Origin of the sequence: Bacillus tequilensis, assembly GCF_012225885.1 — a bacterium.
GTDB classification, from domain to species: domain Bacteria; phylum Bacillota; class Bacilli; order Bacillales; family Bacillaceae; genus Bacillus; species Bacillus tequilensis.
In genome coordinates this window covers 3,784,402-3,810,118 of the sequence record NZ_CP048852.1, presented here as the reverse complement: position 1 = coordinate 3,810,118, position 25,717 = coordinate 3,784,402, and the positions used below count along the sequence as shown (strand labels likewise).

General features: G+C 47.4%; 24 protein-coding genes and 1 pseudogene. 18 read left to right on the top strand and 7 right to left on the bottom strand.

Annotated features, from left to right (window positions below; all coding sequences use genetic code 11):
- The first annotated feature begins 45 nt into the window (after window positions 1–45).
- Window positions 46–882, top strand: a complete 837-nt coding sequence (locus G4P54_RS20035) for a YitT family protein (RefSeq protein WP_024713206.1) — start codon at window positions 46–48, stop codon at window positions 880–882.
- Window positions 883–921: 39 nt separating this feature from the next.
- Here G4P54_RS20035 and G4P54_RS20030 read toward each other — a convergent pair whose 3' ends face one another.
- Window positions 922–2,379 carry an aldehyde dehydrogenase family protein gene (locus tag G4P54_RS20030; RefSeq protein WP_167873650.1) on the bottom strand — a complete coding sequence of 486 codons (1,458 nt, stop codon included), beginning with the start codon at window positions 2,377–2,379 and terminating at the stop codon, window positions 922–924.
- A gap of 161 nt (window positions 2,380–2,540) precedes the next feature.
- Here G4P54_RS20030 and G4P54_RS20025 point away from each other — a divergent pair, with 161 nt between their 5' ends.
- The 3 genes from G4P54_RS20025 (at window position 2,541) to G4P54_RS20015 (ending at window position 5,593) form a co-directional block, all read left to right on the top strand.
- On the top strand, window positions 2,541–3,434 hold the full coding sequence (locus tag G4P54_RS20025; protein ID WP_167873649.1) for a PucR family transcriptional regulator: 894 nt from the start codon (window positions 2,541–2,543) through the stop codon (window positions 3,432–3,434).
- Window positions 3,435–3,552: 118 nt separating this feature from the next.
- Window positions 3,553–4,650: a maltodextrin ABC transporter ATP-binding protein MsmX gene (msmX, locus tag G4P54_RS20020; protein WP_024713203.1), complete on the top strand. Its 1,098-nt coding sequence runs from the start codon at window positions 3,553–3,555 to the stop codon at window positions 4,648–4,650.
- Window positions 4,651–4,753: 103 nt separating this feature from the next.
- Window positions 4,754–5,593 (top strand): polysaccharide deacetylase family protein, encoded by an 840-nt coding sequence (locus G4P54_RS20015; protein WP_167873648.1) that lies wholly within the window; start codon window positions 4,754–4,756, stop codon window positions 5,591–5,593.
- Window positions 5,594–5,605: 12 nt separating this feature from the next.
- Here the strand turns inward: G4P54_RS20015 and G4P54_RS20010 are convergent, their stop codons facing one another.
- From G4P54_RS20010 to cimH, 3 genes are all read right to left on the bottom strand, one after another.
- Window positions 5,606–5,791 (bottom strand): hypothetical protein, encoded by a 186-nt coding sequence (locus G4P54_RS20010; protein WP_024713201.1) that lies wholly within the window; start codon window positions 5,789–5,791, stop codon window positions 5,606–5,608.
- Window positions 5,792–5,849: 58 nt separating this feature from the next.
- Window positions 5,850–7,538, bottom strand: a complete 1,689-nt coding sequence (locus G4P54_RS20005; RefSeq protein WP_167873647.1) for a M56 family metallopeptidase — start codon at window positions 7,536–7,538, stop codon at window positions 5,850–5,852.
- Between the two features lie 120 nt (window positions 7,539–7,658).
- Entirely contained in the window at window positions 7,659–9,011 is a 1,353-nt protein-coding gene (gene cimH / locus G4P54_RS20000) for a citrate/malate transporter CimH (RefSeq protein ID WP_167873646.1), read from the bottom strand.
- A 554-nt stretch (window positions 9,012–9,565) separates the two neighbouring features.
- Here cimH and cydA point away from each other — a divergent pair.
- From cydA to G4P54_RS19975, 5 genes are all read left to right on the top strand, one after another.
- Entirely contained in the window at window positions 9,566–10,972 is a 1,407-nt protein-coding gene (cydA, locus tag G4P54_RS19995; protein ID WP_167873645.1) for a cytochrome ubiquinol oxidase subunit I, read from the top strand.
- Window positions 10,956–11,972 (top strand): cytochrome d ubiquinol oxidase subunit II, encoded by a 1,017-nt coding sequence (cydB, locus tag G4P54_RS19990; RefSeq protein ID WP_024713197.1) that lies wholly within the window; start codon window positions 10,956–10,958, stop codon window positions 11,970–11,972. The genes cydA and cydB overlap by 17 nt, the downstream gene beginning before the upstream one ends.
- Window positions 11,972–13,675, top strand: coding sequence for a thiol reductant ABC exporter subunit CydD (gene cydD / locus G4P54_RS19985; RefSeq protein ID WP_167873644.1), 1,704 nt, complete (start codon window positions 11,972–11,974; stop codon window positions 13,673–13,675). The genes cydB and cydD overlap by 1 nt, the downstream gene beginning before the upstream one ends.
- Window positions 13,672–15,402, top strand: coding sequence for a thiol reductant ABC exporter subunit CydC (gene cydC, locus G4P54_RS19980; RefSeq protein ID WP_167873643.1), 1,731 nt, complete (start codon window positions 13,672–13,674; stop codon window positions 15,400–15,402). Before cydD ends, cydC begins: the two co-directional genes overlap by 4 nt.
- A gap of 84 nt (window positions 15,403–15,486) precedes the next feature.
- Window positions 15,487–16,317 (top strand): NAD(P)H-hydrate dehydratase, encoded by an 831-nt coding sequence (locus G4P54_RS19975; RefSeq protein ID WP_167873642.1) that lies wholly within the window; start codon window positions 15,487–15,489, stop codon window positions 16,315–16,317.
- 13 nt (window positions 16,318–16,330) lie between these two features.
- Here G4P54_RS19975 and G4P54_RS19970 read toward each other — a convergent pair whose 3' ends face one another.
- Window positions 16,331–17,704 carry a cytosine permease gene (locus tag G4P54_RS19970; protein ID WP_167873641.1) on the bottom strand — a complete coding sequence of 458 codons (1,374 nt, stop codon included), beginning with the start codon at window positions 17,702–17,704 and terminating at the stop codon, window positions 16,331–16,333.
- Between the two features lie 211 nt (window positions 17,705–17,915).
- Here G4P54_RS19970 and sigY point away from each other — a divergent pair, with 211 nt between their 5' ends.
- Genes sigY through G4P54_RS19940 form a run of 6 tightly spaced genes read left to right on the top strand, consistent with a single transcriptional unit; the run spans window position 17,916 to window position 20,820 of the window.
- Entirely contained in the window at window positions 17,916–18,452 is a 537-nt protein-coding gene (gene sigY / locus G4P54_RS19965; RefSeq protein WP_024713192.1) for an RNA polymerase sigma factor SigY, read from the top strand.
- Window positions 18,445–18,765, top strand: a complete 321-nt coding sequence (locus G4P54_RS19960) for a YxlC family protein (protein WP_167873640.1) — start codon at window positions 18,445–18,447, stop codon at window positions 18,763–18,765. The genes sigY and G4P54_RS19960 overlap by 8 nt, the downstream gene beginning before the upstream one ends.
- Window positions 18,762–18,965, top strand: coding sequence for a sigma Y negative regulator YxlD (gene yxlD / locus G4P54_RS19955; protein WP_167873639.1), 204 nt, complete (start codon window positions 18,762–18,764; stop codon window positions 18,963–18,965). Before G4P54_RS19960 ends, yxlD begins: the two co-directional genes overlap by 4 nt.
- Entirely contained in the window at window positions 18,965–19,153 is a 189-nt protein-coding gene (yxlE, locus tag G4P54_RS19950; protein ID WP_167873638.1) for a sigma Y negative regulator YxlE, read from the top strand. Before yxlD ends, yxlE begins: the two co-directional genes overlap by 1 nt.
- 6 nt (window positions 19,154–19,159) lie before the next feature.
- Window positions 19,160–20,047: an ABC transporter ATP-binding protein gene (locus tag G4P54_RS19945; protein WP_167873637.1), complete on the top strand. Its 888-nt coding sequence runs from the start codon at window positions 19,160–19,162 to the stop codon at window positions 20,045–20,047.
- The gene (locus tag G4P54_RS19940; RefSeq protein ID WP_167873636.1) at window positions 20,044–20,820 is read left to right on the top strand and encodes an ABC transporter permease; all 777 of its coding nucleotides are present in this window, start codon (window positions 20,044–20,046) and stop codon (window positions 20,818–20,820) included. The genes G4P54_RS19945 and G4P54_RS19940 overlap by 4 nt, the downstream gene beginning before the upstream one ends.
- 46 nt (window positions 20,821–20,866) lie before the next feature.
- On the opposite strand, the pseudogene G4P54_RS21705 reads toward G4P54_RS19940, so the two are convergent.
- Together G4P54_RS21705 and katX are read right to left on the bottom strand one after the other, a co-directional pair.
- Window positions 20,867–20,959, bottom strand: a pseudogene (locus tag G4P54_RS21705) (hypothetical protein); the annotation flags it as partial.
- Window positions 20,960–21,049: 90 nt separating this feature from the next.
- Window positions 21,050–22,693: a catalase KatX gene (gene katX, locus G4P54_RS19935; protein ID WP_167873635.1), complete on the bottom strand. Its 1,644-nt coding sequence runs from the start codon at window positions 22,691–22,693 to the stop codon at window positions 21,050–21,052.
- A gap of 128 nt (window positions 22,694–22,821) precedes the next feature.
- Here katX and G4P54_RS19930 point away from each other — a divergent pair, with 128 nt between their 5' ends.
- The 3 genes from G4P54_RS19930 (at window position 22,822) to licR (ending at window position 25,685) form a co-directional block, all read left to right on the top strand.
- Entirely contained in the window at window positions 22,822–23,412 is a 591-nt protein-coding gene (locus G4P54_RS19930) for a DNA-3-methyladenine glycosylase (protein ID WP_167873634.1), read from the top strand.
- 27 nt (window positions 23,413–23,439) lie between these two features.
- The gene (locus G4P54_RS19925; RefSeq protein ID WP_032681651.1) at window positions 23,440–23,598 is read left to right on the top strand and encodes a hypothetical protein; all 159 of its coding nucleotides are present in this window, start codon (window positions 23,440–23,442) and stop codon (window positions 23,596–23,598) included.
- 161 nt (window positions 23,599–23,759) lie between these two features.
- Window positions 23,760–25,685, top strand: a complete 1,926-nt coding sequence (gene licR / locus G4P54_RS19920) for a transcriptional regulator LicR (RefSeq protein WP_167873633.1) — start codon at window positions 23,760–23,762, stop codon at window positions 25,683–25,685.
- Window positions 25,686–25,717 lie beyond the last annotated feature (32 nt).

Sequence of the window (25,717 nt, the reverse complement as noted above, 5' to 3'; positions counted from 1 at the left end):
TGGGTTTTTTTATTTGAGAGAACAATGGAGAAGGAGTGTTTTGTGATGAAAAAGAGAATACTGGATGTGCTTACGCTTGTGGTTGGCGCTTTTTTCTTCGCGCTTGCGGTTAATTTGTTTGCCATTCCCAATGACCTTGGGGAGGGCGGGGTCACTGGGGTTACGCTCATTTTGTATTATGTGTTTCAGTGGTCTCCCGGTGTGACGAACTTTATCTTAAATGCGTTTCTGCTTTTAATCGGATACAAGTTTCTGGACGGAAAAACAACGGTCTATACGATGATTGCTGTGGCGGCGAATTCGCTTTTTCTTCATCTGACACACGGCTGGAGCATTCCGTCTGATCAATTGATCATCAATACGATTTTCGCTGGTGTATTTGCGGGAGTCGGGATTGGGATGATTATCCGGGTTGGCGGCACGACAGCCGGTTCTGCGATTTTGGCCAGAATCGCTAATAAATATTTAGATTGGAATATCAGCTACGCGTTATTGTTTTTTGATTTAATTGTGGTATTCAGCTCTTATTTTATTATTGGTGCGGAAAGAATGATGTTTACGATTGTAATGCTGTATATTGGAACGAAAGTGATGGACTTCATTATTGAAGGCTTGAATACGAAAAAAGCGATTACGGTCATTTCGGAAAATAAGAGTGAGATTGCAGAGCAGGTGAATACCTTGATGGATCGGGGCGTGACGATTTTATCAGGAAAGGGAAACTATACGGGCCAGGCGAAAGAGATTTTGTATATCGTCATTAACAAACAAGAGCTGTCCATGCTGAAGAAAATTATCAGAAGCTGCGACAAAAGAGCGTTTGTGATCGTTCATGATGTACGCGATGTATTTGGCGAAGGATTTGTTGATATATCTAAATAAAAAAATCCCTCTGCACGTCAAGCAGAGGGATTCGTTCGTTTAAAAAGGATATTTGCGGTATTGCTTCTGTATCGAAATCCATTTCGTCACGGTAAATTCCTCGACCACCCACGGATTGCCGAAGCGGCCGACTCCGCTTGCTTTGTTTCCGCCAAAGGCGATATTCGGCGAATCATTGACGGACTGGTCGTTGACATGGGTCATGCCGCTGTCAATTTGCAAGGCGAACGTTTCGCCTTTTTCTAAATCAGAGGTAAAAACCGCCGAACTGAGACCGTATTCCGTATCATTAGCCATGTCGATCGCTTCCTGATCACTGGAGGCTTTGATAATGGTGGCAATCGGGGCAAACAGCTCCGTTTGGGCAATCTTGCTGTCGTTATCAGCACCGACAAAGACATACGGTGTGAGGACGTTTCCGACACGTTTTCCTTCAACCGCAAGTTCAATGCCGTCCGCCTTTGCCTGCTCAATGATCTCCAGCGCCTTCTCGATTTGGCGCTCGTTGATCAGCGGACCGACAACGGTTTTCGGATCGGTTTGATCGCCGTAGGGAAGCTGTTTGACACGGGCGGTGAATTTATCAACAAACTCATCGTACACATCTTGGTGAACAATGATCCTGTTGATAATCATGCAGATTTGCCCCTGATGAATAAATTTCCCGAAAATCGCGGCGTCTACAGCACGATCGACATCCGCGTCTGAAAGGACGGCAAACGGGTTGTTGCCGCCGAGCTCAAGGGCCATCCGCTTGAAGTCACGCCCGGCGATTTCGCCGATACGGCGCCCGACAGCGGTAGATCCTGTAAAGCTGATTAATCTCGGGATCGGATTGGTCAGCATGCTCTCTCCGATTTCCTTTAGATCCGTCAGCATGACGTTGAGGACACCCTCAGGGAGACCGGCGTGTTCAAACGCTTTTGCAATGATGGTTCCGCCGGACAGTGCGGTTTGGATATCGGGTTTGTGAACAATGCTGTTTCCCAGCGCAATCGCCGGCGCAATCGTTCTCATCGATAAATTCATCGGAAAATTAAATGGAGAAATCGATGAAATGACACCGAGCGGAAGACGGTAAATCTTATTGATTTTCCCTTCAATATCAGATGGAACCTCTTTGACGCCGCCTAATTCGCCGGTATATGTCATCGCTTCATCTAATATCGCAATTGTTTGTTCGAGCTCAATCGTTGATTTAATGATCGTTCCACCGGTTTCGCGGGAGATCATCTTGATGATCTCATCACGATTTTCCTGTAGATAGCCTCGCGCTTTTTTCAGGACTGCTTTTCGGTCTTCTGCTGTGCTCTTAGCCCACTCTTTTTGCGCCTGCTGTGCAATGTCAAAAGCATCCTCCAGCTGTTTGCCCGTTGCTAAAGATGCTGTTGTAATGACAGACTGGTCATACGGATTCAAAATGTCCTCCGTACGCCCGCTTTCCCCCTCGGTCCATTTGCCGTTGATATAACTTTTGTTTAACGCTTCTAAACCCATTGAAGATCAGCCTCCTTTGGTCCCGCATATTCCTTACTGTTTCCGCTGAAACCAATAAATAAACGAACTCTTTCAGTTTATCATCCGCCTTTTTTATTGGAGAACATGTGCAATTCGTCTTATACTGGATATACAGATCCTTACATAAGAGAGGAGACATTATGAAATCGCTGCTGGCTATTTATCCCGGTTCGGTTATGTCTGAGGAGCTTTGCGTAAAGGAAAACTGTCTATGCTTTTTTGATGAGAACAGTCAGAGATATATCTCCATACCGAAAACGGAGATCAGCAAAAAAGAGACATTGCTGCTGCAGTCATTTTTGACGGCTGCGGATGAGGCAAATCAAATGTCTTTGAAATCACCGGAAGAAATCAAGTGGTTTGCGTTTCTTTTTTCCAGAGGGGAAGTGCCGGCGAACATAAAAAAGCGGACGAGATTTGTTCATTTTCATTTGCTCGGTAAGATAGAGCGGACGTCATTTGCAGAAGCGGTTCGCCATTTTTGGCCGGTGCCTTTTGTGATAGTGTGGAAGCATGAGGACAGAGGCGTGATTGTCGAGCAGGAAAGTGAAGCGGCGGCGGGGAAAGACGAACTTGAATCACTCGCTAAAGTTCTTGAAAGTGATTTCTATTTCAGTGTCCGTTTTTACGCCGGGAGATTTTATGAACCGGATGAGAGTTTGCGCAGCCATTACGCCCGTGAACAGACGTATTTCCTGTTTGCTGAAAAACGGCTGCCCCAGATGCAGAGTGTGACCTTTGAGATGATATTTCCTTTTTTATTATTAGAAGCAGAAAAAGAAAAGCTTGAAATATTGCTTTCTGAAGAAGCTGAGCTTTTATTTAGAAGTGAATCTGAGCTGAGGAAAACGATCAAGCTGTTTATCGAAAATAACTCAAACGCCACATTAACGGCGAAAAAGCTGCATCTTCATCGCAACACCCTGCAATATCGAATTGATAAATTTATTGAGCGGTCAGGGGTAGACATTAAAACGTATAAAGGCGCGTTGCTCGCCTATTTTATCTGCCTGCAAAGCGAAGGTTCAGAATAAATTGGAAATATGCACGAAAAATGGCTGGTGGATTTTATGAATGCTGCCCATTCCAGCGATAGGGGATTGCTGTTACACTCAATTTAAGAAAGCGTTTACAAACAAAGGGGGATGTTACATGGCTGAATTGCGGATGGAGCACATTTATAAATATTATGATCAGAAGGAAGCAGCTGTTGATGACTTTAACCTTCACATTGATGATAAGGAATTTATCGTATTCGTCGGCCCGTCAGGCTGTGGGAAATCAACGACGCTGCGGATGGTCGCAGGGCTTGAGGAAATTTCGAAAGGTGATTTTTATATTGAAGGCAAACGGGTCAATGATGTAGCGCCAAAGGACAGGGATATCGCAATGGTATTTCAAAACTACGCGCTCTATCCGCATATGACGGTCTATGATAATATCGCATTCGGGCTGAAGCTTCGAAAAATGCCGAAGCCTGAAATCAAAAAAAGGGTAGAAGAAGCTGCCAAAATTCTCGGTCTTGAGGAATATTTGCACCGTAAACCGAAAGCGCTGTCAGGCGGGCAGAGACAGCGGGTCGCGCTTGGACGGGCAATCGTGCGGGACGCAAAGGTGTTCCTGATGGATGAGCCTTTATCGAACCTGGACGCGAAGCTGAGAGTGCAAATGCGGGCGGAAATCATTAAGCTCCACCAGCGACTGCAAACCACAACGATTTATGTGACGCATGACCAGACAGAAGCACTGACGATGGCGACACGGATCGTCGTCATGAAAGACGGAAAAATTCAGCAGATCGGGACGCCAAAGGATGTATACGAATTCCCTGAAAACATGTTTGTCGGCGGTTTTATCGGCTCACCCGCGATGAACTTTTTCAAAGGAAAGCTGACGGACGGCGTCATCAAAATCGGATCTGCGGCATTAACGGTGCCGGAAGGGAAAATGAAGGTGCTTCGTGAAAAAGGCTACATCGGTAAAGAAGTCATCTTCGGCATCCGTCCTGAGGATATTCATGATGAATTGATTGTCGTGGAATCGTATAAGAACTCTTCGATAAAAGCCAAGATCAATGTCGCAGAGCTGCTCGGTTCTGAAATCATGATTTATTCGCAGATTGACAACCAAGACTTTATCGCGCGGATCGACGCCCGTCTCGATATTCAATCAGGTGACGAGCTGACGGTTGCGTTTGATATGAATAAAGGCCATTTCTTTGACAGTGAGACAGAAGTGAGAATTCGCTAAATTCAAAACCGAACATGGAGACATGTCCGGTTTTTTGCACTTGAAAATCCCACAAACAAACCGATGAAAAAGGAGGAAGAAATAGACAGAAAGCAGGAGAACGATGAAACAATTGATTTTAAGCATTTTTCTTTTAGGAAGCTGCTTGGCTCTAGCGGCTTGCGCTGATCAAGAGGCGAACGCGGAGCAGCAGATGCCGAAAGCGGAACAAAAGAAACCGGAAGAAAAGACAGTACATATTCAGAAGAAAGAAAACGATACATCCGAATGGATCAAAACAGGGAAACCGGCAAAACTGTCGATTTTGATGTACCATAGCATTTCCTCAGGAAACAGCCTCCGTGTCCCGAAGGAAGAATTTGAAGCGCATATGAAATGGCTGCATGATAACGGCTATCAGACATTGACTCCAAAAGAGGCGTATCTCATGCTGACGCAGGATAAAAAGCCGAGTGAGAAATGCGTGCTGATCACCTTTGATGACGGATATACAGACAATTATCAAGATGCGTATCCGGTGCTGAAAAAGTACGGGATGAAGGCGACGATTTTTATGATCGGCAAATCGATCGGGCATAAAAATCATCTGACAGAGGACCAAATGAAAGAAATGGCGAAGCATGGCGTATCGATTGAAAGCCATACGATTGACCACCTTGAGCTGAACGGGTTAACGCCTGAACAGCAGCACAGTGAGATGGCTGATTCGAAAAAGCTGTTTGACGGCATGTTTCATCAGCAAACCTCTATCATCAGCTATCCGGTCGGGCGATACAATGAAGAGACGCTGAAGACTGCCAAATCGACGGGTTATCAAATGGGCGTGACGACAGAGCCGGGCGCGGCGTCGAGAGACCAGGGAATGTATGGCCTCCATCGTGTGCGCGTGTCGCCGGGCATGTCAGGCGCGGCTTTTGGTGCGTACATCGAATCAATGAAATAAAAAAGGCGGCGATTAATCGCCGCCTCCACAGCCGGAATCACTGCTGTCACTACCGCATCCATCATGGTGCGAGCCATTGTCTGAAAAACCGAAAAACCCGCTGTCCGCCTGCTGGCGGCTTTTGTTTTTCGAGGGCTGCGGCTGAATGACTGAAAGAAAAACAATAATAGAGATAATCAATAAAATGACCACAATCACTTCTCGTCACTCCCTTTTTTTCACCATACCTGTTATACGGATGAAACGCTGAGCGGTTTCATTTCAAAGAGATTGACTCTTTCAGGCGGTCTCTGAGCCAGCGCTTCAGCACCCCATGTCCTTTATTCGACAATAACGTGCTGACACGCCAGTACATAGGAGGATGAGGAGAGAACTGAAAATCAATTAATCTGAAAAACCAGCTTTTATCGCGTGTGAGAGAGTCGATGGTAAGCTTGTCCTCGACTTCTTCAGAGCTGTAAGCGCTTCGTTTCTGTGTATCTTCATCCTGCCGAACCGCCAAGATCCTCAAGGCTTCGGCCATTTGTTTATACCCGCCTTCCAGCAGTGATGCGCCAAGGTTGTCAGCACGAACCTCCATCCATTGTGAACAAAAGGATTGATAGAGCTGATACAAAATGATGATTGCCATAATGAAAACCCAAAGCACGATTTTATGGGTCTCAGGATGGGTGATATGATGCTCAAATAAAAGGATGATTCCCACCATGGCGCCAAGATAAAGAAAACGTAAAAGCTGTGATGACAGAACATCACGTTTTTTAATATGAATGGCCTCATGAGCCAAAATGCCTTCGATGACATGCTGCGGCAGGGTTAGTGTGGCGCTTGTCAGAATGACCATTGACCTTCCGACATTCATGCCGACTGCCATTCCATTGTAATCATCGCTCTCCGTTTCGTATAGGCGGACATGGGCAATGCCGGCCTTGCGGAAAATCTTGTCGGCCGCTGCCTGTACATGCGGATGATGACAAGGCTTGGCATCCATCGCCGCCCGTAAAACACGATCTGACAGATACATGTTGAATACCCAGTACAGCACCACGGCACCCCCCATGATCCACGGGGAGGCATGTAAGGCGTATAACGCGAGCACCAATAAGGCGTAAGCTGATATGCCTTTTACGCTGGCGGCAAAATAAAGCTTCCCAAGCAGCCGCTTCACATTTTTTCTATGATAAAACGGCAAAACTGATATCACAGTGTCCTCGTTGTTTTCCGAATCTGTGTATTCCTGGAGGATCGCTTTCCATCTTTGCGGTTCCTTCACCGTCAGAAACAGCGTTTCACCGGGAAGAGACAGTTTGATGACTTGCTGAAAGCTTGTTGTCAGATCTAAACGTGATGAATACATCGTCAGAAGCGGATGGAGCTTTAAGAGATCAGCTGTTGATTCAAGCTGAATGTCTTTCAAATCGGAAAGCGGGTATGTTCGGTTTTCATAACGTGAGCTGATGTGCAATTTGTTTAAGGATGCTGAATACAAAACGGTTACACTGAAAACATTCAGTATTCGCTTCACCAGTGCCCCTCCGCCGGAGATCATGCCGAACAGGATCACATATTTAAGGGGGCTTGGGTCAGGCCCAAAGATGAAAAAAATGACGGCGCCCGCAAACACAATGGCGGTCAGCGTGATGTCTGACAGGAGACGGGTGTTGTTTCTGGCAAGTTCGATTTCCTGCCAATCTCCCGAAGGTTTTTCCGCGCGCTCTGAAACAGTGAGATCCATTGCGGTCCAGTAGCAGTAGAACATTGTCGCGATCGAGACAATGCCATCCATGAATGATTGATGAGAGAAGATATAAGCAGCAGCGCCAACCCAAAGAACGATATCAATCCAGAAATCTACGGCCGGAATGAGTTTTGCTGCCAGGGCTGATAAAAAGTAAAGTCCCAGCCCGAGAATTACAAAGAGAAATAGATTTGTTCCCATAGGCATGCCAGAGTCCTTTCTATCTATATTTCCAACTATTACTATAGCATGGGATGGGAACTTACAAAAACATGGACACGCAAAAAGCAAGCTCTTTCGTTTTACGAAGAACTTGCTTGCGGTGTATCAATAAAATTGGTGCAGCAGCAATAAAGTTAAGGTCACTGTAATTGCTCCTCCGATGCGGGTAGAGACTTGGGCGAACGGCATCAGCTCAAGTCTTTCAGCGGCGCTTAAAATGGCGACATCCCCGGTGCCCCCTTGCCCTGAATGGCACGCATTGATAATGGCGGTTTCAATCGGATACATGTTCAGCCATTTTCCTGTAAAAAAGCCGACAGCCATCATGGTCACAACAACAGCCAAAATCGTAATGATATTGCTGAAGTTGAATGCGGCGATAAGCTTGTCCCACGGCGTCATGGACACCCCGATCGCAAATAGCAGCGGGTAGGTCACTGCTGTTGAAAAGAAGCGAGAGACCCCAAACGCGCCATTTTCAATTGAGGCAGGCGCCAATCTGAACAGCTTCATCAGAACAGCAAGTAACAGCATGGCAACAGGTGCGGGGAAACCGAAAAAGTCGTGAGCGAGCATGCCGACTAAATATAAGGAGACTGCAAGAATTCCGCCTGACGCAAATAAAGAAAGGTTGAACATTTGCTGACCGCTTTGCGATTCCTGCAGCGCAGGGGACTCTTGTTCTGACCGGTCCACTTTGCCGTTGCCTGTCCATTCCGGCTTTTTCTTTCCAATTCTATTCAGCAAGCCCGCTAGAATAATCGCGCACAGGCTGCCCAGCATGATCGACGGCAGAACAAGTGCAAACGCTTCTCCTTGAGAAATGGGCATGATGTCAGAATAACCGATGGACAGCGGGATGGCGCCTTCTCCGACCCCTCCGGCCATGATAGGAATGACGATATACAGCAATGTATGCTGAAATCCGAGCCCGAGCAACGTGCCGACAGCCAGTCCGACAATAGCGGCCGCGGCAGAACCGGCAATAAGCGGAATAAAGATTTTCATAAATGCTTTTACGAGTGTTTCTCTTTTCATGCCGAGGATGCTTCCGACGACAATCCCGGCAATAAATAAATATAGAAAGTTTGAGTTTTCTGTAAATTCTGTGGTGGATTTGACGATATCATTAGGCAGCAGGTGATAGTAGACGACAGCGGATGGAATAAAAGTAGCCAGGATGGCCGGGCCGCCGATAGAACGAACAATCGGTATCGATTTGCCGATTTGGGCAAAGGTAAACCCGAAAAACGCCATGACGGCAATGGATGTTAAGATGTCACTTTTTACATTGTGGTGCATAACAAAAACAGTGATTAATATAAACAGCAGGGCATACACAGGAAGCGGTATGATGCCTACTTTTATATTCATGGCTCTTGCAAACAAATTCTCTTTTCTAACCCCTTCATGAATTGTATCCGTTTGCAATCGCACTTGAGTTTGAAGCTCTCCCATTGAAAAACCTCCCCTAATCTTGATGCAGTGAAATTGTTCACTACATTAAGTATACTAAAAAATTGAAATTGTTAATATATTAAAAATTTACTATTCAACTTGTCTCTACTTCCCGGTTTAAATGGAAAGAGGCATTCTGACTAAAGTGGGACTATGACGGAGTGCTGAGAAATGAGTGCTGATGCCGGACAAGCATTTTGTTCGCAAGGATTGATGCGTTGATGTACGATAAAAAAGGGTCATTTATCCTAGAGGCCGTCATAAATCAGCAACAAAATAGACAATAATCCGTCACATAGTTTGGGACTTTTTAGGTGTTTCGGGCTTTATTTTTGAAATGATACGTTGTAAAGTACTTAATATGAACCAGTTAGAAATTGTGTCATTTGGTCAGTCTAGCATTCTAGCATCATATTGAATGGCTTTTTGACACATTTGTGAAATATTGAGCAATATTTTTTTCGTCTGTATTGTGAATTACTGATCAAAGTTTCGGTTCTGTTTGTGAAGTAATGAGCAAATTAACAGTTTTAACCGGAAATGGAGGAGAAAGCATGAGTGAATTGGTACTAGCCCGCATACAATTTGCATCAACAACGTTATTTCACTTCTTGTTTGTGCCGATGTCTATCGGGCTTGTGTTTATGGTTGCGTTGATGGAGACTCTTTATCTTGTGAAGAAAAATGAGCTGTACCTCAAAATGGCAAAGTTTTGGGGTCACTTATTCTTAATAAATTTCGCAGTCGGTGTTGTGACGGGGATTTTGCAAGAATTTCAGTTTGGATTGAACTGGTCTGATTATTCCCGTTTTGTCGGAGATGTATTTGGCGCTCCGCTTGCGATTGAAGCATTATTAGCGTTTTTCATGGAATCTATTTTTATCGGATTATGGATTTTCGGCTGGGACCGCCTGCCGAAAAAAATTCACGCTCTCTGCATCTGGCTCGTGTCATTCGGAACGATTATGTCGTCTTTCTGGATTTTAACAGCGAACTCCTTTATGCAGGAGCCGGTCGGCTTTACGATCAAAAACGGCCGCGCGGAAATGAACGACTTTGGCGCGCTGATTACAAACCCTCAGCTTTGGGTTGAATTCCCGCACGTTATTTTTGGCGCGCTTGCCACTGGGGCTTTCTTTATCGCCGGAGTGAGTGCTTTTAAACTATTGAAGAAAAAAGAAGTGCCGTTCTTTAAACAATCTTTTAAAATCGCAATGATCGTCGGCCTTTGTGCAGGTCTTGGTGTCGGTCTTAGCGGGCATATGCAGGCTGAGCACTTGATGGAATCACAGCCGATGAAAATGGCTGCCAGTGAAGGCCTTTGGGAAAACAGCGGTGACCCTGCTGCATGGACGGCTTTTGCTACGATCGATACAAAAAATGAAAAAAGCTCAAATGAAATCAAAGTGCCTTACGCTCTGAGCTACTTGGCTTATCAGAAATTCAGCGGAAGTGTCAAAGGGATGAAAACACTTCAGGCTGAGTATGAAAAAATGTATGGAAAAGGCGATTACATTCCGCCTGTAAAAACAACATTCTGGAGCTTCCGCATCATGGTTGGCGCAGGTGTTGTCATGATTCTTGCTGCGTTAGTCGGCCTTTGGTTAAACCGCCGCAAAAAGCTTGAAAACAGCAAATGGTATTTGCGCATCATGATCGCGTTGATTTCCTTCCCGTTTATCGCAAACTCTGCGGGCTGGATTATGACAGAAATCGGACGTCAGCCTTGGACGGTTATGGGCTTAATGACCACCGCTCAATCCGTGTCGCCTAACGTAACAGCGGGTTCCCTGTTATTCTCAATCATCGCATTCGGTGTGATGTATTTAATTCTGGGCGCACTGCTTGTCTTCTTGTTCATCCGTGAGATTAAAAAAGGTGCGGAGCATAGTGATCATCATGATGTTCCTGTATCAACAGATCCATTTAGTCAGGAGGTATACCATGGCATCTCTTCATGATCTCTGGTTTATACTCGTTGCCGTATTGTTTGTAGGTTTCTTCTTTTTGGAAGGCTTTGATTTCGGGGTCGGCATGGCGACTCGTTTTCTTGGCCATAATGAATTAGAACGCAGAGTGCTGATCAACACGATCGGGCCGTTTTGGGACGCGAATGAAGTATGGCTTTTGACTGGTGCGGGAGCCATATTCGCGGCATTCCCGAACTGGTATGCAACGATGCTGAGCGGTTATTACATTCCGTTTGTTATTGTGCTGCTTGCGTTAATGGGCCGCGGTGTCGCCTTTGAGTTCCGCGGCAAGGTTGAGCATTTGAAATGGGTTAAGGTTTGGGACTGGGTCGTTTTCTTCGGCAGTCTGATTCCTCCGTTTGTGCTTGGTGTGCTGTTCACGACATTATTCCGCGGGATGCCGATTGATGCCGATATGAACATTCACGCGCATCTAGCCGATTATATAAATGTATACTCTGTACTTGGCGGTGTGACTGTAACACTTCTTTGCTTCCAGCATGGATTAATGTTCATTACGCTGCGTACGATTGGTGATTTGCAAAAACGCGCCCGGAAAATGGCGCAAAACATAATGGGTGTTGTGTTTGTTGCGGTTCTCGCTTTCGCGGCTCTTTCTGCGTATCAGACAGATATGTTTACACGCCGCGGCGAGATTACCATTCCGCTCGTTGTTTTGATTGTCATCTGCTTTATGCTTGCGGCTGTATTTATCCGTAAGAAAAAAGACGGCTGGACATTTGGAATGACAGGCGCGGGACTTGCGCTGACTGTAGGAATGATCTTTATTTCCTTATTCCCTCGGGTAATGGTCAGCTCGCTTCACAGCGCGTACGATTTAACAGTAGCTAACGCTTCTTCCGGTGATTATTCGCTTAAAGTCATGTCAATTGCAGCATTAACGTTATTGCCGTTTGTGATCGGCAGCCAGATCTGGAGCTATTATGTCTTCCGGAAGCGCGTCAGCCATAAGGAGCCTATGACTTATTAATGGGAAAAGACCTGTTTCGATATAAAGGAATGAAGCGGATTCTCATCGTGATTACTTGTTTAACGCTGATTCAGACAGCCGCTATTATTATGCAGGCAGAGTGGCTGAGTGAAGCCGTAACCGGACTGTTCAATGGGGGGAGTATTGCCTCCCTGTTTCCGGTGATCGGCTTTTTCCTGATCGCTTTTGTCGCACGGCACGGGGTGACGATGGCACGCCAGAAAATCGTCTATCAATATGCCGCCCGGACAGGGGCAGACCTGAGAAAGAGTTTTCTCGATCAGCTGTTCCGTTTAGGCCCCCGCTTTGCAAAGAAAGAGGGGACGGGGCAAATGGTGACGCTGGCGATGGAAGGCATCAGCCAGTTCCGCCGCTACCTGGAGCTGTTTCTGCCGAAAATGGTCAGCATGGCAATTGTGCCTGCGGCGGTTGTCATTTATGTGTTCTTTCAGGACCGGACATCAGCTGTCATCTTAGTCGCTGCTTTGCCGATTCTGATAATCTTTATGATTCTCCTCGGCCTTGTCGCACAGAGAAAAGCGGATCGCCAGTGGAAATCCTATCAGAGACTTTCCAATCATTTTGTTGATTCTCTTCGCGGGCTGGAGACATTGCGTTTCCTGGGTTTGAGCAAGTCGCACAGCAAAAATATTTTCTACGTGAGCGAGCGGTATCGCAAAGCAACGATGAGCACGCTTCGGGTGGCGTTTTTATCATCATTCGCCCTCGACTTTTTCACGATGCTGTCGGTAGCGACAGTCGCGGTATTTTTGGGACTGCGTCTGATTGATGGTGATATTTTGCTTGGTCCCGCTTTAACGGCGCTTATTCTCGCACCTGAGTATTTTCTGCCGGTTCGGGAAGTGGGGAATGATTATCACGCAACGCTGAACGGACAGGAAGCAGGCAAGACCATTCAAGAGATTTTGTCGCAGCCCGGTTTTAAAGAGGAGGCGCCGCTTCAGCTTGGGACGTGGTCCGATCAGGATGAGCTGAAGCTGTCAGGCGTGTCAGTCGGCCGCTCGGTGTCGGAAATTGATCTGTCATTCAAAGGAAAGAAAAAAATCGGCATCATCGGTGCAAGCGGCGCCGGAAAATCAACATTAATTGATATTCTTGGCGGATTTTTAGAGCCTGATGGCGGGATGATCGAGATTAATGGTTCAGGCCGGTCCCATTTGCAGGACGGCAGCTGGCAGAAAAACCTCCTCTATATCCCGCAGCATCCGTACATTTTTGATGATACGCTGGCAAACAACATTCGCTTCTATCATCCAAACGCTTCTGCTGAGGATACAGCCCGCGCCGCTGCCGCGGCGGGGCTGACAGAGATGATGGACAACCTTCCGGATGGATTAGAGGGACGAATCGGAGAAGGCGGCCGGGCGCTCAGCGGCGGCCAAGCGCAGCGTGTCGCGCTGGCCCGCGCCTTTTTGGGAAACCGTCCGATCCTGCTGCTGGATGAGCCGACCGCCCATCTTGATATCGAAACAGAATATGAAATAAAAGAAACAATGCTGGATTTATTTGAGGATAAGCTCGTCTTTCTCGCGACGCACCGTCTTCACTGGATGCTCGATATGGACGACATTATCGTGCTGGACGGGGGCAAGGTTGCGGAAATCGGGACTCATGATGAACTGCTGAAGAAAAACGGTGTGTACACCAAACTCGTGGAGGCACAACTGGGGGAAAGAGCATGAAGAAAGAAGAATGGATTCTGCCGTATATCAAGCAAAATGCCCGCCTGTTCGTTCTGGTCATCTTTTTGGGTGCGGTAACGATTTTTTCTGCTGCTTTTCTCATGTTCACCTCAGGGTTTTTGATCTCTAAGGCAGCGACAAGACCGGAAAACATCCTGCTCATTTATGTGCCGATTGTCGCTGTGCGCACCTTTGGGATTGCGCGGTCTGTGTCACGATATGTGGAACGCCTTGTCGGGCATCACATCATTTTGAAAATCGTGTCCGACATGCGTGTCCGTCTTTACAACATGCTTGAGCCGGGTGCTCTGATGCTGCGTTCTCGTTTTCGCACGGGGGATATGCTCGGTATTTTGTCTGAGGATATTGAGCACTTGCAGGATGCTTTCTTAAAAACAATTTTCCCCGCGATCTCTGCCTTGCTTTTGTATGCTGTTTCAGTGATTGCGCTCGGCTTCTTCTCTGTGCCGTTTGCCATATTGCTTGCGCTTTATTTGTTTGTTCTTGTTGTGCTGTTTCCGGTTGTGTCATTGCTCGTGACAAGAGCGAAGAATGCGAAGCTGAAAAGCGGGCGGAATGTGCTGTACAGCCGTCTGACAGATGCCGTGATGGGTGTCAGCGACTGGATGTTCAGCGGACGCCGGCATGCATTTATTGATTCGTATGAAAAAGAGGAACACGATTGGTTTGAGCTTGAACGGAAAAAGCAGCGCTTTACGAGATGGCGGGACTTTGCTGCGCAATGCTTTGTCGCCGGCCTTATTTTGCTGATGCTGTTTTGGACGGCGGGGCAGCATGCAAACGGTGAACTCGCCAAAACAATGATTGCGGCTTTTGTTCTTGTGGTATTCCCGCTGACGGAAGCCTTTCTGCCGCTTTCGGATGCCTTGGGCGAAGTGCCCGGCTATCAGGATTCTATGAAACGCATGAACAAGGTGGCTCCTCAGCCGGAGGCGCCGCTAACAAAATCAGCTTCTGAGCCGACGCTCGATCTTCAAGATGTCACACTATCCTTTCGCGATGTGGTGTTTTCGTATGACAATAGCAGCCAAGTGCTGAACCGCTTTTCCTTCACACTGCGCCAAGGAGAAAAAATGGCGCTGCTCGGCCGGAGCGGGTCTGGGAAGTCAACGTCGCTCGCCTTAATCGAGGGCGCTTTAAAACCGGACTCAGGGTCTGTGACGTTAAACGGAGTGGAGACAGCGCTGTTAAAGGCTCGGGTTGCTGATGCGGTGGCGGTGTTAAATCAAAAACCGCACCTGTTTGATACAAGCATTTTGAACAACATCAGGCTTGGGAACGGGGAAGCAAGTGACGAGGATGTGCGCCGCGCCGCAAAACAGGTCAAACTGCACGACTACATTGAGTCGCTGCCTGACGGATATCACACATCTGTACAGGAAACCGGCATCCGCTTTTCCGGTGGAGAGCGCCAGCGAATTGCACTTGCCCGGATTTTGCTGCAGGATACGCCGATCATCATCCTCGATGAGCCGACAGTCGGTCTCGACCCCATCACTGAGCGTGAATTGATGGAAACGGTGTTTGAAGTGCTGAAAGGAAAAACGATTCTATGGATTACACACCACCTCGCAGGAGTGGAAGCGGCCGATAAAATCGTATTTCTCGAAAACGGCAAAACAGAAATGGAAGGAACACATGAGGAGCTTCTTGCGGCAAACGAACGGTATCGCCGCCTGTATCACCTTGATGTTCCTGTAAAATAGAAGGCAGCCATCCAGGCTGTCTTTTTTGTTTGAAATAGAAAAGGGGAAGGAAAAATAAGAGGAGTAAGCAGAGGAGGGATAGAGATGAATGTTCCATTTTGGACGGAAGAGCATGTGAGGGCCTCGCTCCCTGAAAGAGATGCGGAGAGCCATAAAGGTACGTACGGTACGGCTTTGCTGCTGGCGGGAAGCGACGACATGCCGGGCGCGGCGCTTCTTGCGGGTCTCGGGGCGATGCGGAGCGGTCTCGGAAAGCTTGTCATTGGGACGTCTGAAAGCGTGATGCCGCTGATTGTTCCTGTTCTGCCAGAGGCGACCTATTGGCGTGACGGCTGGAAAAAAGCGGCGGACGCTAAGCTTGAAGAGGCGTACAGGGCGATTGCCATCGGGTCAGGTCTTCCGCAAACAGAAAATGTACAGCAGGCAGTTGATCATGTGCTTGCGGCGGATTTTCCTGTTATTCTGGATGCCGGAGCATTGACGAAACGAACGTATCCGAAACGGGAGTCACCCGTCATCCTCACGCCGCACCCAGGGGAGTTTTCCCGTATAACAGGGGTGTCCGTGAAAGAATTACAAAACAAACGAACGGAATATGCAAAGGAATGGGCGGTTCAGCTGCAGACTGTCATTGTATTAAAAGGAAATCAAACGGTCATCGCGTTTCCCGATGGTGAATGCTGGCGTAACCCAACCGGAAACGGGGCGCTCGCCAAAGGCGGAACCGGTGATACGCTGACGGGCATGATTTTAGGCATGCTCTGCTGCCACGATGACCCGAAGCATGCCATATTAAACGCGGTCTTTCTGCATGGTGTGTGCGCTGAGCTTTGGACGGATGAGCATTCCGCTCATACGCTGCTTGCACACGAGCTTTCTGACATGCTGCCACGCGTATGGAAACGATTTGAATGATAAAAAGCTGTCTTCATAGAGAAGACAGCTTTTCTTGGTAACCCGCCCGTTTTTTCAGACGAGGTTTCATTAATACATAGTAAAGCACAGAAGGCACGGCCAAGCCGACAATCCATGCGATATCTCCGCCGCCAAACATTTTGGCCAGCGGACCGATGTAAAAGGATGTATTGATAAACGGAATTTCCAGCAGGATGGACAAAACGAACGCAATCGTTGTGATCCAATTGACTTTTCCGTACGGCCCGTTCACATCGAACATGGCTTTGACTTGATACTTTCCGTGGCGGACGAAGTAGTAATCGACTAAATTGATTGCCGTCCACGGAATTAAGAAATAACTGATGAAAAAGATAAAACTCAAAAACAGCTCCATAAAATTGCTTTGCCCGAGAAGGCTTAAGACAGTGCCGACAAGCGTGACGCCGAGGATCATGATGATTCTGACTTTAGGCGTGACCTTTAACTTCAGAAACGGCTCGAGCGTGGTCGTTGTGGACATGAAAGCCCCATACAGGTTAAAGACATTGATCGCCATTTGCCCGAATAACACAATGATCAGCATAATGAACGAGAAGGGGCCGAACAATTGGACAATCTGGCTGCCCGAGTTTGTCGTAAAGTCAGGAAGTGCTGTCGTCAACAAAGCGCCGAGCAGCATCATCCAGATGGAGCTGACAGATGTGCCAGCATAGCTGTACCAAAACGTTTTGGACGCCGGTGTTTGAACGGGCAGATATCTTGAATAATCGGCCACATACGGCGCGTAGGCAAGCTGCCACGTCGCGACTGCGCTGACCGCCAATAAGAAAATGGGCAGATCAACCGCTCCGGGAATCCAGCTGCCTGCCGGAATCGGCAATTGAAAAATGAGTATCGTCGCAGCAAAAAATACGGCAAAAGAGGTCCAGGAAAGGATTTTTTGCATTTTGTGAATCAAATCATGGCCGAAAATGGTGAGCAAAAAACATACGGCGCTTAAGCCTATAATGCTCCATGATCCCGGGATGGGAACAAAGCTGCTTAAGGTTCCAGCCGCCAGAATCGTGCTGCTTGCGAAGAAACCAAGGTAGATAAACATAACTAAGAAGAGGGGAAGAATCGCTCCGATTACGCCGAATTGGGCACGGCTTTGAATCATTTGCGGGATGCCAAGTTGAGGGCCTTGCGCGGAATGAGACGCCATAAATATGGCACCGATTAATGTTCCGCAAATAATAGCGGCAACACTCCAAAATAGATTAAGTCCCATTGCAACGGGAATCGTGCCGGTCACTAACGTGGTGATATGCATATTAGCCCCGAACCATACGGGAAATAAATCTTTCGCTTTTCCATGTCTTTCTTCTTTCGGAATGTATTCAATCGTTCGCCTTTCTACTTTCAATGCATCGTCCTCCATATTGGATCTTTATTTAAAATCGACATAAAGTCATAGCTTAACAGACTGGGCGGGGGTTTACAAATGCGGATATGCAGCCAAACGGCCGGGAAGCCTGATCTGTCAATGGCTGAAAAGAATTGTAAAAAAAGATGAACGCTTTTAAATCCGGTGTCGTCTCATAAGGCAGAAAAACAAAAAGGGGGGATCGCGGCTATTGGATACACACGAAGAACAGCAGCTGATTCAACAGGCGAAAGAGGGAAACGACGAAGCGTTTACAGCTCTTTTCCACTATCATTATTCTTTTTTATATAAATATTTGCTGAAGCTTTCCCTTCGACCTGACCTCAGCGAGGAGCTTGTTCAGGAAACCTTTCTGAAAGGGTACATTCATTTAAGAAGCTTCCAAGGCCGTTCCAAGTTCTCCACGTGGCTGATTTCTATCGCATCCAGGCTTTATCTCGATCACCAGAAAAAGAGAAAGAGAGAATGGAAACGGAATCAGGCGGTGACCGAGGAAACAATCCGCAAGATCAAGTGGGACGTGTCAGTGAAAGGGGGAGAATGGAGCGAAACGCTTGATCTGTTTTCAAAGCTGGATCCTAAACTGCGCACGCCAGTTTTATTAAGGCATTACTACGGCTATACTTACGCTGAAATCGGGCTGATGCTGCAGATCAAGGAAGGCACAGTGAAGTCGAGAGTCCATAAAGGGCTCCAGCAAATCAGAAAGGAGTGGAACGATGGATAAAGAAAAGCTATCTATTCATATCAAATCAGAATTGCAGAAAATTGATCAAACAGCCAATCCCTCTATACCGGATCAAAAAGAACTGCTTCACCAGCTGTCGAACATGAAAGCTGAACGCAGAAGAAAACTGCTAAAAGAGATCATCTTATTTGTGTTCTGCGCGCTGATGGTTGTGAGTGCGGCGTTCCTGGCATTCACTCAAGCTCCCGCTGTGTTTATTGTACTTCAGGTTTGTGTGCTTGCGGTATTGCCGATTTTGATTGTGACCGAGAAAAAAAGACAGCTCGGGGAATACGAGGTGGAGCGTCGATGACACAAACAGAAATGATCATAACGGCTGCGGCTTATCTCATCGTATTGGCGCAGGGAATCTTTTTATTTATTGATGCGAAAAAACGAAATCGCATGGCATGGGTTTGGGGGATTGTGGGATTGATTACAGCCCCGATGCCTCTGATTTGCTATTACTTTTTTGTTATTAAGCCGGACCGGGAGAAAAGGGGGGGCAAGTAATGAATATTTCTTGGGAAATGATTTTGCCGCTGATTGCTTTGCAGCTTGTGCTTGCGGTGTTCGCTCTTATCAGCTGTATAAAAGAAGAGCGGACGAACGGGCCAAAGTGGATGTGGGCCGCAATCATTGTATGTATCAATATTATCGGGCCGATTTTATTTTTTACCGTTGGCAGAAAGCAAAGGTGAGCGGGCATGCTGTCTATTGAATCATTATGCAAATCGTACCGGCATCATCAAGCGGTAAATAATGTCAGTTTTCACGTGAATGAAAACGAGTGTGTCGCATTATTAGGCCCTAATGGAGCCGGTAAAACCACAACGCTGCAAATGCTGGCCGGGCTGCTCTCGCCAACCTCTGGAACGATCAAGCTGTTAGGGGAGAAAAAGCCGGACCGGCGTTTGATCGGGTACCTCCCGCAGTATCCTGCTTTTTATTCGTGGATGACTGCATACGAGTTTTTAACATTTGCCGGGAGACTGTCTGGTCTTTCAAAGAAAAAATGCCAAGAAGAAATAGGCGAGATGCTGAAATTTGTCGGCTTGCAGGAATCCGCGCACAAAAGAATCGGCGGCTATTCAGGCGGCATGAAGCAAAGACTCGGACTGGCACAGGCGCTGCTCCATAAACCGAAGCTGCTCATATTGGATGAACCGGTATCTGCTCTTGATCCGTCGGGACGAGTCGAGGTGCTGGACATGATGCAGGAGCTGAAGAAGCATATGGCTGTCCTGTTTTCTACACACGTATTGCACGATGCGGAGCAGGTGTGTGATCAGGTGGTTATCATGAAAAACGGGGAGATTTCCTGGAAAGGCGAATTACAGCAGCTTAAGAAACAGCATCAAACGAACGTTTTTACCCTTTCAGTGAAAGAGAAATTGAAGGGCTGGCTTGAAGAGAAGCCTTACGTCTCAGACATTGTCTATATGAATCCGTCTCAAGCTGTTTTCGAGCTTCCTGATACACTCGCCGGCAGAACGTTGCTGAGTGACTGTATCCGAACGGGCTTGACTGTCACCCATTTTGAACAGAAAACGGAGTCGCTTGAAGACGTCTATTTAAAGGTGGTGCACGCATGAAGGTGATGCTCACGCTATTGCAGAAGGAATGGCTGGAAGGATGGAAAAGCGGCAAACTGATCTGGCTGCCGATTGCGATGATGATCGTGGGGCTTACACAGCCGCTGACGATTTATTATATGCCTGAAATCATCGAACACGGAGGAAACCTTCCTGACGGCATGAAAATCAGTTTTACGGTGCCTTCCGGGTCTGAAGTGATGGTCAGCACGCTTTCTCAATTCAACACGCTTGGCATGGCTCTTATTATCTTCAGTGTGATGGGCAGCGTAGCGAATGAACGAAATCAAGGTGTAACATCGCTGATCATGTCGCGGCCCGTGACGTCTGCCCATTATATCGTGAGCAAATGGCTCACCCAAAGTGTGATCGGAATCGGGGCATTTGCAGCTGGATACGGACTTGCTTATTATTACGTCCGGTTGCTGTTTGAGCACACATCATTCAGCCGTTTTGCCGCAAGTCTTGGCCTCTACGCTCTATGGATCATGTTTATTGTGACTGCCGGTCTGGCCGGGAGCACGATGTTTCGGTCTCTCGGAGCAGCCGCGGCATTCGGAATTGGGCTGACAGCTACTGTTTCCTTTGCTGTATCGCTTTTTCCCGATGGTGCAAAGTGGCTTCCGGCTGAGCTTTGCAAGCAGGCGGAGCACATCCTTACTCATGGCGAGAGGGCGGATTTCTTCGGGTGGTCGCTTACATTTTCCATTTTGTGCATCGTGCTTCTGGCCGTGTTTTCTGTGTGGAGGTTCCGGCGGTATGAAAGCTATTAATTGATCATGTTGCACTTTTGTGCGAGCATCACACAAAGGCAGCGGGAAATTCAGATCCGGAAATGAACAATTGCTTACGCAGAGAAAAGAGCATGTCTGGCAGAAGACCAAGCGGAAATCTCAGAAGAATGGAGCTGACAATTTTCCTTTCAGTACAGTACAACTTCTGAAAGCGTTTCAATATCAAACATATAAAAACAGGACTCCAAAAAAGTCCTGTTTGCTATTTTTAATACGGATCAGACGGATGACTTTCCTGTTCAGCCTGCTTTGCGGCCTGTTCAGTGTCAGTTGTGCCGATCGGTCCGTTACTGCTGTTTTCGGCAACTTTTTTCAATCCGTCCGCCACGCGTTTTCCGTAGTCCGGATCAGCTTTTGTGAAATTCTCAATCATTTGGTCCTGAATTTCTTTTCGGCAGGTGGAAAGCGTATTAACGAGATTCGTAATCAATTCGTTCCGTTCAAACTCAGTGAATCTTCGGTACGTTTCTCCGGCCTGTCCGAAGTTGTTCGCTCTGTCGATCGCTTCACGCTTTACATCACCTTCGACATGCGGCGTATGATCTTTTCCATCCTGCTTTGCTTCTTTTAGTCCGCCCATAATGGATGGCTCATAGTTGACGTGCGGATTTTGTCCTTCTGCCCGATCGACCCGATATTGCATTTGCCCGCCTTCCTGGTTGGTGGCGACATGCTTTTTCGGCGAGTTGATCGGAAGCTGCAGGTAGTTCGCGCCTACCCGGTAGCGCTGCGTATCAGAGTAGGCAAACGTCCGTCCCTGAAGCAGTTTGTCATCTGAAAAATCAAGCCCGTCAACGAGCACGCCCGTTCCGAATGAAGCTTGTTCCACTTCCGTATGGTAGTTTTCTGGGTTTTTATTGAGCACCAATTTGCCGATCGGCTTCCATGGGAAATCGTCTTTATACCATAGCTTTGTCGGATCAAGGGGATCAAAATCCAGTTCAGGATGCTCATCATCGCTCATGATTTGGGCATACACTTCCCACTCCGGATAATCGCCATTTTCAATCGCGTCATACAAATCCTGTGTGGCATGGTTAAAGTTTTTCCCTTGAATCTCTTCCGCTTCCTTCTGTGTCAGGTTACGGATGCCCTGCTTCGGTTCAAAATGATATTTCACAAGAACGGCCTTGCCTTCCTCATTCACCCATTTATAGGCGTGTACGCCAGAGCCCTGCATGTGCCTGTAGTTGGCTGGAATGCCCCAAGGTGAGAATAGGAAGGTGATCATATGTGTCGCTTCAGGAGACTGAGAGATGAAGTCGAAAATACGTTCACCATCTTGGATGTTGGTCACTGGATCAGGCTGAAATGCGTGCACAAGATCCGGAAATTTCAGCGGGTCGCGGATAAAAAAGATTTTCAGGTTGTTCCCGACCAAATCCCAGTTCCCGTCCTCGGTATAAAGTTTAACGGCAAAGCCGCGTGGGTCTCTCAATGTTTCAGGTGAGTGTTTTCCATGATTCACCGTAGAAAAACGGACAAAAGCCGGTGTTTTCTTGCCTTTTTCCTGAAAGAGCTTGGCCCGGGTGTATGTTGAAATCGGTTCGTCTCCAAAGCTTCCGTACGCTTCAAAATACCCGTGTGCACCGGCTCCTCGGGCATGGACCACCCGCTCCGGGATACGTTCGCGGTCAAAGTGGCTGATTTTTTCAAGAAAATCATAGTTCTCAAGCGTTGTAGGCCCTCTGTTTCCGACAGTTCTCACATTTTGGTTGTCAGTGACAGGGTGCCCTTGTCTGTTCGTTAAGGTCTCCTCTGACTCGTTTTTTCCTGATGTCTTGTGAGAAAGCGCCTCCTCGCTGCTCTGTGCATTTGTTCCGTGATGTTTTTTCTGGTGATCATCTTTCATTCGTTGACCCTCCTTTTTTGAACGGTAACAATATGCCCTGAATGGAAAGATTTTAAAACCGCCGTTTTTTTTATGCTGCTTCGGGAATGGTACAATGTACAAAAATCGGTAAAAGGAGAGGTCGATTCGTGACGAGAGACAAAAACCCGCTTCCCATCACGTTTTACCAAAAAACTGCTCTTGAGCTTGCCCCGTCGCTTCTCGGCTGCCTTCTGGTCAAAGAAACAGACGAAGGCACAGCGTCCGGCTTTATTGTGGAAACAGAGGCCTATATGGGTGCCGAAGACAGAGCGGCCCACAGCTTTAATAACCGCCGGACGAAGCGGACTGAGATTATGTTTGCGGAAGCTGGGCGGGTGTATACATACGTGATGCACACCCATACATTGCTGAATGTCGTTGCCGCAGAAGAGGGTGTCCCGCAAGCGGTATTAATCAGGGCGATTGAGCCGCATGAAGGCCAGCTGTTAATGGAGGAGAGAAGGGCGGGCCGGCGCCCGAGGGAATGGACAAACGGGCCCGGAAAGCTGACGAAAGCGCTTGGCGTCACGATGAATGACTACGGACGCTGGATCACGGAACAGCCGCTTTACATTGAAAGCGGGTATACACCGGAAGAGATTTCAACAGGCCCCCGCATCGGCATTGACAATAGCGGAGAGGCCCGCGATTATCCGTGGCGTTTCTGGGTAACGGGAAACAGGTACGTGTCCCGTTAGATGTTTAAGCAAACGGCAATCAGGGGAATGATTGAGAAAAAAGAAGGGAGAATCCGAGCTTTGAAAAAGATGATCAAAACCGTTATCAAATGGGCGCCGGTCATTTACCCAATTGTTCGCAAAATCATGAAGGATCGCAAGGCGTCTAAACGAAAGAATATGTCCGCATCCCGAACAGCCGGCTGACCCGGCTGTTTTTTTATAGGTCAGTTTTCCCTCTCGTCCCTCCGATGTTCATTGACTTGAAATGCTCCCCATTATAGAATTTATATACATTTCGCAATCTTTCATCATTCTTTCTGCCTATTCACTTTATTCCTGTATCTATTTGATAGGAGGTTTTTCACATGCTTCATGGGCGACTTCGTGATATTCTGCGCTTGCTGATGGCGGCTGAAGCCCCGGTGACAAGCTCGTTTTTTGCTGCGCAATTACACGTGACGACGCGGACGGTCCGCAATGACATAAAGGAACTGCAAAGCGAGCTGAGCGGCCATGGCGCTCTTGTCCAATCAGTAAGAGGCGCCGGTTACAAACTCCGCATTCATGACGAGCCGGCATTCAGAACGCTCCTGCAAGATGTCTTTCAGCAAAATAAGGGCCTGCCGGTATTGCCGGAGGAGAGAATCGCTTACCTCATGAAACGGCTGCTGCTGGCGGATCATTACCTCAAGCTCGATGAACTGGCTGAAGAACTATTTATCTCAAAATCGACACTCCAAACGGATTTAAAAGAAGTGAAAAAACGGCTGCTGCCGTACCGCATCGTCATGGAAACACGCCCGAATTACGGCTTCAAGCTGCGCGGGGACGAGGTGCAGATGAGGTATTGCATGGCGGAGTACATTGTCGATGAAAGAGAAACGGAGATTGATATTTTGAATGAAACGGCTGATATATTGCCAAATGAAGAAATCGAGATCATCCGTTCCGCCATTCTGACAAAAATGAAAAACGACGGCATCCCGCTGTCCAACTTGGGGCTGAATAACCTCATCATCCATATCGCGATCGCCTGTAAACGGATCAGAACAGAAAACTACGTATCTCTTTTCCCGGAAGATATGGATCATATCCTGGACCAAAAGGAATATCAGGCCGCTGAAGAGATCGTAAATGAACTGGAATCAGCACTAGCCGTTACGTTTCCGAAAGACGAGACAGCCTATATCGCCATGCATCTCCTCGGTACAAAGCGAATGACACAGCCGCATTGCGGGGAGGACACATTTTCGATTGACGAAGAAACCGATCAGCTTATATTTGCGATGATAAAAGCAGTTGATCGTGAACTGAAGCTCGGCATCGAGCATGACAAAGAGCTGAAAATCGGCTTGGCGCTGCATGTGAAGCCGGCAATCAGCCGCAACCGATACGGGATGAACCTTCGAAATCCGATGCTGGCAGCGATCAAGGAACATTATCCTCTCGCTTTTGAAGCCGGAATTATTGCGGGGATGGTGATAAAGGAACAAACAGGCATCGACATTCATGAAAACGAAATCGGGTATCTGGCCCTTCACTTTGGCGCCGCGATTGAACGAAAAAAAACAAAAAGTCCGCCGAAACGCTGTATCATTGTTTGCGCATCAGGTGCCGGAAGCGCCCAGCTTCTGCGCGAAAAACTCCGCTCCCATTTCGGCAAGCGGATCGATATTGTGGGAACTGCCGAGTATTACAGTCTTGACCACATCTCCTATGAATCCATCGATTTTGTCATCAGCACCATCTCGATCAAAAAAGAGCTCCCTGTGCCAGTGCTGAAGGTCAACACGCTTTTAGGCGGAACGGACTTTACAAAAATCGAATCCATTCTGAGTGATGAAAAAGAAAAAGCAGCTCGCTACCTAAAAAAAGAACTCATTTTTCTTCAGAAAGATATATGCTCAAAAGAAGAAGTGATTCAATTTCTAGGGCAGAAAACGGTTGATTTCGGCTATGCCGATGAAAAAATCATAGATTCCATTTTTGAAAGAGAAAACATGTCGCCAACATGCTTTGGCAATCTTGTGGCCATCCCGCATCCGCTCGTACCGCAGACAAAAACCACGTTTTGGGCCATTTGCACGTTAAAAAAACCGATAGATTGGGAGAACCAGCGTGTTCAATTTGTCTGTCTGCTTTGTGTCGAAAAGGAGAACAAATCCGATTTGCAAAGCATGTATAAACTGCTTGGCGGCATTTTGGATGACCCGGCGGCGGTGAATCAGCTGCTCAAATGCCGTTCGTATCAAGAGCTTTCGGATGTGTTTGACCAAAAAATGCTGAGCTGACAGCCTGTATATACCTTTTTTCCGTTTTCTGC